The 7,900-nt window shown below is 38.3% G+C and carries 7 protein-coding genes and 1 tRNA gene; 6 read left to right on the forward strand and 2 right to left on the reverse strand.

Annotated elements, in window-relative coordinates; all coding sequences use genetic code 11:
* Window positions 1–98: 98 nt before the first annotated feature.
* The 4 genes from ACMGDK_RS15715 to ACMGDK_RS15730 all read left to right on the forward strand — a co-directional run bounded on the left by ACMGDK_RS15715 (window position 99) and on the right by ACMGDK_RS15730 (window position 5,873).
* Window positions 99–2,207: an FIDD domain-containing protein gene (locus ACMGDK_RS15715; RefSeq protein ID WP_436808819.1), complete on the forward strand. Its 2,109-nt coding sequence runs from the start codon at window positions 99–101 to the stop codon at window positions 2,205–2,207.
* 92 nt (window positions 2,208–2,299) lie between these two features.
* Entirely contained in the window at window positions 2,300–2,887 is a 588-nt protein-coding gene (locus ACMGDK_RS15720; protein WP_436808820.1) for a DUF1572 family protein, read from the forward strand.
* Between the two features lie 70 nt (window positions 2,888–2,957).
* Window positions 2,958–4,304, forward strand: a complete 1,347-nt coding sequence (gene mtaB, locus ACMGDK_RS15725) for a tRNA (N(6)-L-threonylcarbamoyladenosine(37)-C(2))-methylthiotransferase MtaB (RefSeq protein WP_436808821.1) — start codon at window positions 2,958–2,960, stop codon at window positions 4,302–4,304.
* A 51-nt stretch (window positions 4,305–4,355) separates the two neighbouring features.
* Window positions 4,356–5,873, forward strand: coding sequence for an FMN-binding glutamate synthase family protein (locus tag ACMGDK_RS15730; RefSeq protein ID WP_436808822.1), 1,518 nt, complete (start codon window positions 4,356–4,358; stop codon window positions 5,871–5,873).
* 68 nt (window positions 5,874–5,941) lie between these two features.
* Here ACMGDK_RS15730 and ACMGDK_RS15735 read toward each other — a convergent pair whose 3' ends face one another.
* Window positions 5,942–6,685 (reverse strand): hypothetical protein, encoded by a 744-nt coding sequence (locus ACMGDK_RS15735; RefSeq protein WP_436808823.1) that lies wholly within the window; start codon window positions 6,683–6,685, stop codon window positions 5,942–5,944.
* A 55-nt stretch (window positions 6,686–6,740) separates the two neighbouring features.
* Between ACMGDK_RS15735 and ACMGDK_RS15740 the strand changes: the two genes are divergently transcribed.
* Window positions 6,741–7,181: an RNA-binding S4 domain-containing protein gene (locus ACMGDK_RS15740; protein ID WP_436808824.1), complete on the forward strand. Its 441-nt coding sequence runs from the start codon at window positions 6,741–6,743 to the stop codon at window positions 7,179–7,181.
* A 12-nt stretch (window positions 7,182–7,193) separates the two neighbouring features.
* On the opposite strand, the gene ACMGDK_RS15745 is transcribed toward ACMGDK_RS15740, so the two are convergent.
* The gene (locus tag ACMGDK_RS15745) at window positions 7,194–7,709 is read right to left on the reverse strand and encodes a shikimate kinase (RefSeq protein WP_436808825.1); all 516 of its coding nucleotides are present in this window, start codon (window positions 7,707–7,709) and stop codon (window positions 7,194–7,196) included.
* Window positions 7,710–7,823: 114 nt separating this feature from the next.
* On the opposite strand from ACMGDK_RS15745, the gene ACMGDK_RS15750 reads away from it, so the two are divergent.
* A tRNA-Lys gene (locus ACMGDK_RS15750) sits at window positions 7,824–7,896 on the forward strand.
* The last annotated feature ends 4 nt before the right edge of the window (window positions 7,897–7,900 follow it).

A 7,900-nucleotide genomic window follows, 5' to 3' on the forward strand; every position in this document is an offset into this window, starting at 1 on the left:
CATTGTTTGTGATTAAAATATAGGTATATTTGATGTATGTGTTGTTAATCAATGCATACCATTTGGTTTTCAAGCCATTAACTAAAAACTATATATCTATGAAAAAACTTTTACTCCTTATTTTTTTAGGTATTTCTCAGGTATTCTTTGCGCAGGCAGACTGTTCCACAGCGCTTGCCGTCTGCGGAAATTCCAATATTACTTACAGTCCGACCGGATACGGCAACATTAAAGAATTAGTCAATTCAGTAAGCTGCATAGACGGAACCGGTGAACACAATTCAATCTGGTATAAGATAACGATTGCTACTGGAGGAACGCTTACCTTCGATTTGGTCCCGAACAATCCGGATGCTGACTATGACTGGGCCATTTTTGGTCCTAATGTAAACTGTGGAGCTTTAGGGCCACCCATACGCTGCAATGCTGCAACGGTTATTGGGCCAGGGCCGGCTACGGGCTTAAATATGACAAGTACTCTTACTAATGCAGTCGGAGGTTCACTTACACCTTATTGCAAATACCTGGATGTTTTACCGGGACAAACTTACTATTTATTCATTGATAACTGGGTAAGCAGTACAAGTACTACAATGGCTCCGTTTTCTTTAACATGGGGTGGAACTGCAACACTGGCATCTCCGTTTACAGATCCTGCTTTACAGCCGTATCCGTTTATTCCTCCGGGAGTTCCGGCTGCTAATCCGGCAGATCCCAAAGAGGTAATTATATGTGTAAACCCTGCCGTATTTGACTTCTCTACACTTTCTGCAGGTATTTTAAACGGAAACCCTAATTTTAGCGTAAGTTATCATACAAGCCAGAATGATGCTTTAACCGGGAATAATGCCATTACAGTTCCTACAACTATAAATACAACGTCTGTTTACTATTACAGCATAAGCTATACGGATCCAGTCAATCCAAACAGTCCGCTCAATAAATGTAAACAGATTGGAACATTTAAATTTAAGGACGGTAAAATCACAGCAAAAAATGCAACACTGACCCAATGTAACAACAATAATGCGGGAATAGCAGTATTTGATCTTACAACAGCAGATATTATTGCAGATCCAAACGTGACCAAAAAATATTACCATACGCTCTCAGATCTGAATGCAGGTATCAATGAAATTACCAATCCGTCAGCATTTACTTCTGCCGAAGGAACCATTTTTGTCAAAGTGATTTCATCCTTCGGATGTACTGCTGTTGCACAGATAACATTGAAATTCTACCCAATTGTTGTGGTAAATGATACTACACTAAGATCCTGTTCTATTGAGACTGCTCCTTCCACGGCATCTTTTAACCTTACGGTGGCATCAGTAACCTCTCAAACCGGAGCAAATAAAAAATATTATCCCTCAGCAGCGGATGCAGTGAATCAGACTAATGAAATTTTAACACCTGCGGCATACATTGCTCCCAACGGTGTTGTTTATGTGCGAGTTTCCAATGCGCAGGGCTGTTATAACATTGCTAAAATTACATTAGTGGTCATTCCGCCGGTTTATTCCACTATTCTTAAAGATAAAATTATCTGTGTGGAAGACAGAACAACTTTGGATGCAGGCCCAGGATTTAACGGCTATGAATGGAGTACAGGAGCGACTACCCAGACGATTACAAATGTGGGCGTAGGAACCTATTGGGTAAAGCTTAAAACAGGTGATTGTACCGTTGTGCAGAATGTAAAGGTATATCCTTCTGAACAGCCTGTTGTTTCAAGTGTAGAAATTTCAAATACTACCGTTACAGTATTTGTGATAGGAGGAACGGCACCTTATAAATATTCCATGGATAATATAAACTGGCAGGATTCTAATGAATTCAGCAATGTTAAAAGAGGCGATGCCACCATATTTGTCAAAGATTCTTATGATTGTGAGCCAATAGACATCAGTATCGTTGTTCCTAATCTTGTTAATGTGATTACGCCAAATGGTGATGGCTACAATGATTTTATTGATTACTCTGCACTTGCCAATAAGAAAAACTTAGTGATGAATATTTTCGATCGCTATGGAAATATGATCTATCAGATCGATAAATTTACCGGTTATAAATGGGACGGAACCAGCAAAGGTGGAGTAAAAGTACCTACCGGAAATTATTGGTATTCAGTAGGCTGGAATGAAAATGATAAAAAGAATACGCCGATTAAATATTCAGGATGGATCGTAGTTAAAAACAGGGATTAGGCTTTTTAATAATAAACTATAGATAAAACCATTTCGAAAGAGATGGTTTTGTCGTTAAAATAATTTTAAATTAGTAGCATCAATAATAAAAAATGAAAGATCTTTTTGTAAAACGTTTTCAATACTATAAATCTCTTGGTGACAAATCATTCGGACAGCTTTCTGATGAGCAGATCTTCTGGCAGTATAATGATGAAAGCAATTCCATTGCTATTATTGTTAAACATATCGCTGGAAATATGCTTTCAAGATGGACCAATTTTTTAACAGAAGACGGAGAAAAGTCATGGCGCAACCGTGATGATGAATTTGTCAATACCTTTAAAACCAAACAGGAAGTCATTGAGTATTGGGAAACCGGCTGGAAGTGCCTTTTCAACGGTCTTGATCAGATCACTGATGAAAATCTATACAATACTGTTTACTTAAGGGGTGAGGCACATTTAGTTATTGATGCTGTTTTTCGCCAGATGTCCCATTATCCCTATCACATCGGGCAGATCGTTTATATTGCGAAAATGATCAAGAATGACGACTGGAAAACACTTTCCATTGAAAGAAATAAGTCTCAGGAGTTTAATGCCGAAATGAAACAGAAGTTTTCTAAAGAAGAAGATGCTTCCAATTCATCTCCGGTATGCTTTCAAAACAGCCCTGAAGTAAGGGACGAATATAAATAATAGACTGAATCGATTTAGAATTATTATTAAAATTACTATCTTTGCACCCAGAAAATTCAGGAGTAAATAAATGTCTACTTTTCACGGAACTGCCGCATTTCATACACTTGGCTGCAAATTAAATTTTGCGGAAACATCTACTATTGCCCGCCAATTGACAGATGCAGGTTATGATAAAGTAAGTTTTGATGATAAAGCAGATGTCTATGTCATCAATACCTGTTCAGTAACTGAAAATGCTGACCGTGAATGTAAATTGCATGTAAAGCGGGCTATGAAAGCCAATCCGGAAGGACTCGTTGTTATTGTAGGATGCTATGCGCAGTTGAAGCCTGAAGAAATTTCACAAATTGATGGAGTAGATCTTGTCCTGGGAGCCAAAGAGAAATTCAATATCTTAAGCTATCTGGATGATTTGGAAAAATCGGAAAGCGAGGGTATTGTCCATTCTTGCGAGATTGAGGAAACTGATTTTTTTATCGGAAGCTACTCAATTGGTGACAGAACAAGAGCCTTCCTGAAAGTACAGGATGGATGCGACTACAAATGTACCTACTGCACCATTCCTCTGGCAAGAGGGATCTCGCGTTCAGATACCATAGAGAATGTTCTTAAAAATGCTAAGGAAATTGCCAGCAGAGATATCAAAGAAATTGTTCTTACGGGAGTTAATATTGGTGACTACGGTAAAGGAGAATTCGGAAACAAAAGACACGAACATACTTTCCTGGACTTAATATCAGAACTTGATAAAGTAGATGGCATCGAAAGAATACGTATTTCTTCCATAGAGCCGAATCTTTTAAAAGACGAAAGTATTGATCTGGTTTCCAAAAGCAAAAGCTTTGTCCCTCATTTTCACATCCCGTTACAGTCAGGATGTGATGACCTGTTGAAAAAAATGAAGCGCCGTTATCTTACGAAGCTGTATAATGACAGGGTGAATAAGATCCGCGAAGTGATGCCTGATGCGGCTATCGGTGTAGACGTTATTGTAGGATTCCCGGGTGAAACAGAAGAGAAATTTATGGAGACCTATAACTTCCTGAATGAGCTTCCTATCACTTATCTTCACGTATTTACCTATTCTGAAAGAGAAAATACGGAAGCAGCCGATATGGACGGAGTAGTTCCTATTCCTGAAAGAAAAAAACGTAATAAAATGCTGAGAATCCTTTCTGAAAAGAAGAAAATGGCATTTTATCAGACCCAACTTGGAAAAACGCTTCCCGTTCTTTGGGAGCACGAAAATAAAGACGGCAAAATGTATGGCTTCACTGAAAACTATGTGAGAGTCCAGAAAGATTTTGATCCCGCATTCGTTAATCAGATTGAATTTCTAAATTTAGAAAAAATCCTGTCAGATGGCACGGTTTCTGTGCAATCATCCTTCGAAAGTTTTTTAGCAAAAGCGTAGTCTCTTTGCAAAATTTCTACTAAATTTATTTTAACTTTAAATACTACATTCATGAGAGATAAGTTTTTATCTTGGGGAATTGTATTAGTAACTGCTACATGGATCGTCGCATTACTGATCAGAGCGCATTACTGGATACCCATCCTGTTATCTGCCATCTATGCATTGGGTGTTTACAATGCTTACCAGTCGAAACACGCTATTTTGAGGAATTTCCCGGTATTGGGATACTTCAGGTACTTTTTCGAAAGTATTTCACCCGAAATGCAGCAGTATTTCATAGAAAGGGAAACAGACGGGAAACCTTTTCCCCGAAACCAGCGTTCTGCAGTATACAGACGGGCCAAAAATCTAAGTGATACTGTGGCTTTTGGGACACAGCTGGAAGTTAATCACCGAAAATATGAAGGAATCAAGCATTCTATTTATGCAAAATCACCTGTAGAAGAGCTTCCAAGAGTATGGGTAGGAGGAGAGCAGTGCACACAGCCTTACCATGCTTCTCTGTTCAATATTTCAGCAATGAGTTTTGGGGCGTTAAGCGACAGGGCGCAGATTTCCTTAAACAGGGGTGCGAAAAAAGGAAATTTTTACCATAACACCGGAGAAGGAGGTATTTCTCCCTATCATCTGGAAGGAGGAGATCTCTGCTGGCAAATTGGAACCGGATATTTTGGATGCCGTGACGAAGAGGGGAAATTTAATCCTGAACTGTTTGAAAAGTACGCAACCCTTCCCAATGTGAAGATGATTGAAATTAAGCTGTCTCAAGGAGCAAAACCAGGACATGGAGGAGTGCTGCCGGGTGTGAAAAATACTCCGGAGATTGCAAAGATCCGTCACGTCACCCCGGGAGTTACTGTTATTTCACCGCCATCCCACAGTTCATTTTCTGATGCTGCAGGCCTGCTGAGGTTTGTACAGCAATTGAGAGAGCTTTCAGGAGGGAAACCAACTGGATTTAAGCTATGTATTGGTGATACCAAGGAATTTGAGGATATCTGCGTACAGATGAATGTTTTGAAGATCTATCCGGATTTTATTACCATAGATGGAGCAGAAGGTGGAACAGGAGCTGCACCGCCGGAATTTTCGGACGGAGTAGGGATGCCTCTGGAACCAGCTCTTATTTTCGTTAACAGAACCCTTAATAATTATAATTTAAGAAGCAAACTAAGAGTCATTGCCAGTGGAAAAGTATTGACAAGTTTAGATATTTTGAGAGCGGTAGCAATGGGCGCGGATATGTGTAATAATGCGAGAGGGTTTATGTTCTCATTAGGATGTATTCAGGCTTTAAGATGTAATAATAACAATTGCCCGACAGGAGTTGCCACTCAGGATAAAATGCTGGTTAAAGGGCTTGATGTTACGGATAAAAGCGAAAGAGTATATCATTTCCATAAAAACACACTGCATACTTGTAATGAGCTGATCGCTGCAGCAGGAAGAAGCTCTTACGAAGAAGTGGATGCCACGATGTTTATGAGAGGAGATGAGTTTGATCATCTGGCGGATTTGTATTTCCCCGATATTTTAGGAAATGTAAAGCAGAAAGCAAGAACTTAAAAGCATATAAAATAAAAACCGCCTTCATCTGAGGGCGGTTTCTTTATGTATAATGTATTAATATTAAATTATTGTCCGTCAGGTCTGTCAGCTCTTCCGTATACCTGGAAATTAAATACCATAGAATAATTTCTTAGAGAGTATTGTGTGCTGTAAGGATAATGCGGATCTCTTGCAAATGCAGCTCTTGACGGTACTAAAATAACACCCTGAAGATTATATGGATCTCCGCTTGGAATATTTTTAAAAGCTTTGAATTTCTGAATAGCCTCACGGAAACCTTCAACTTCATAATAACTTCTTTGCTGTGCTACTCCTGTTGTTGCTGCGTCACGGATACTCTTTTTAGCATAGTAGAACAACGGATCAATCATTGGAAGTCCATTACCATTAATTGTATTTACCAATGTCAAGCTGGAAATGAAAGATACATTTCCATCAGTATTTCCTGCTAAGTAAGCATTAGCTCTTACCATAAGCGTAAGAATATCAAATTCTCCAATAGTTTGTGGCTCAACTGTTGGCTGCGCTCCCTCTCTCACAATATATATGGTCCCGGAAGGAAGCGTTTGATATGGCAGATCTATTAATTTTTTCTCATTATCATCACTGGTATCTGTTGTACTGAAAGCTTTTATATTTCCCTGAGCGTCCAGATAATTTTCGCTCATAAACTTCTTAATGGCCTGATCGTCATAACTGTTTTGAACGGAGATATCTTCCGGTTCTTTATAAGTTTCAACTTCATCATCTTTCTTACATGCAGAAAAACATAAAGATCCCGCAAGGATATATAAAAATATTTTTTTCATTTCAAAAAACTTTAATTACTTTACAAATAATATAACGGCAAAAGTATAAAAAATTATGAGAATAGATAAATTTTTATGGTGCATTCGTTTTTATAAGACGAGAAGTATTGCAACAGAGGAAATTAAAAAGAACAGAGTTTCTATTGGGGCGTCTGCCGTAAAGTCGTCTAAAGAGGTAAAAGAAGGGGATATTATTAAGATCCGTAAAAATCAAATCGACTATAAAATAAAAGTTACCCAGATTCCAAAAAGCAGGATGGGAGCAAAGCTTGTTCCTCTTCATATCCAGGATGTGACAGACAAAGAGCAATATGAATTGTTAAAGCTCCGCAAGATGTCACAGGATTATTATAGAAATAAGGGCGAAGGAAGACCTACTAAAAAAGACAGACGTGAGATGGATGAGTATGTAGGAAATGATATAGCCTCAGACTTTACAGACTGGGATGATTTTTTTGGTGAAACAGCAGATGGCCCCGAGGAAAACGAAAATTAAAATAAAAAAGCTCTAGAGATAGAGCTTTTCTACAATTTCCCGGACAATATCTTCAGGATCTCTGGAATCCGTATTGATGCTAAACTGTGCTTTGCTATAAAAGGCATTTCTTTCAAATAAATGTTTGGCAATGAACTCAGGCAGATCTTCATCAGGAATATTAGCTATTAAAGGTCTTTTTTCTTTCTGTTTGGAAAGTCTTTCGTATAAAGTACCTACAGAAGCTCTTAAAAAAATGCTTTTTGAGCTGAGGTTGATAATTTCCATATTGTTATAATAAACAGGTGTTCCTCCTCCCAGACTTAAAACCAGGTTTTCCTCCGAAGCCAGAATTTCTTCTAATGCCTCTCTTTCCAGCTTTCTAAACTGAATTTCTCCTCTTTTTTCGAAAATCTCAGGAATGGTTAATTTGTTTCTCTTGGAAATCTCTTTATCGAGGTCAATTAGTTTAAAATTTATTTTATCGCTTAAAATTTTGGAAATGTGAGATTTGCCACATCCCATGTATCCGATCAGTGAAATAACCATGAATTTTTTTTAAACAAATTTGCAAAAAAGTTTTGAGATAATGAAAAAACTCCTATCTTTGCACCACTGAAAACGAGGGACATTATTCAAATGTAAAATCGTTGCAAAGTGACCGACTCGGTAGCTCAGCTGGTAGAGCAATACACTTTTAATGTATGGGTCCTGGGTTCGAATCCCAGCCGGGTCACAAG

The sequence above is a fragment of the Chryseobacterium hilariae genome (assembly GCF_051400735.1).
In the GTDB taxonomy this organism is placed as follows: domain Bacteria; phylum Bacteroidota; class Bacteroidia; order Flavobacteriales; family Weeksellaceae; genus Chryseobacterium.

Coding starts and splice junctions, on each gene's coding strand:
- mtaB (WP_436808821.1), top strand. CDS start 2,958: ATGTCTACTTTTCACGGAACTGCCGCATTTCATACACTTGGCTGCAAA.
- ACMGDK_RS15730 (WP_436808822.1), top strand. CDS start 4,356: ATGAGAGATAAGTTTTTATCTTGGGGAATTGTATTAGTAACTGCTACA.
- ACMGDK_RS15740 (WP_436808824.1), top strand. CDS start 6,741: ATGAGAATAGATAAATTTTTATGGTGCATTCGTTTTTATAAGACGAGA.
- ACMGDK_RS15745 (WP_436808825.1), bottom strand. CDS start 7,709: ATGGTTATTTCACTGATCGGATACATGGGATGTGGCAAATCTCACATT.
- ACMGDK_RS15715 (WP_436808819.1), top strand. CDS start 99: ATGAAAAAACTTTTACTCCTTATTTTTTTAGGTATTTCTCAGGTATTC.
- ACMGDK_RS15735 (WP_436808823.1), bottom strand. CDS start 6,685: ATGAAAAAAATATTTTTATATATCCTTGCGGGATCTTTATGTTTTTCT.
- ACMGDK_RS15720 (WP_436808820.1), top strand. CDS start 2,300: ATGAAAGATCTTTTTGTAAAACGTTTTCAATACTATAAATCTCTTGGT.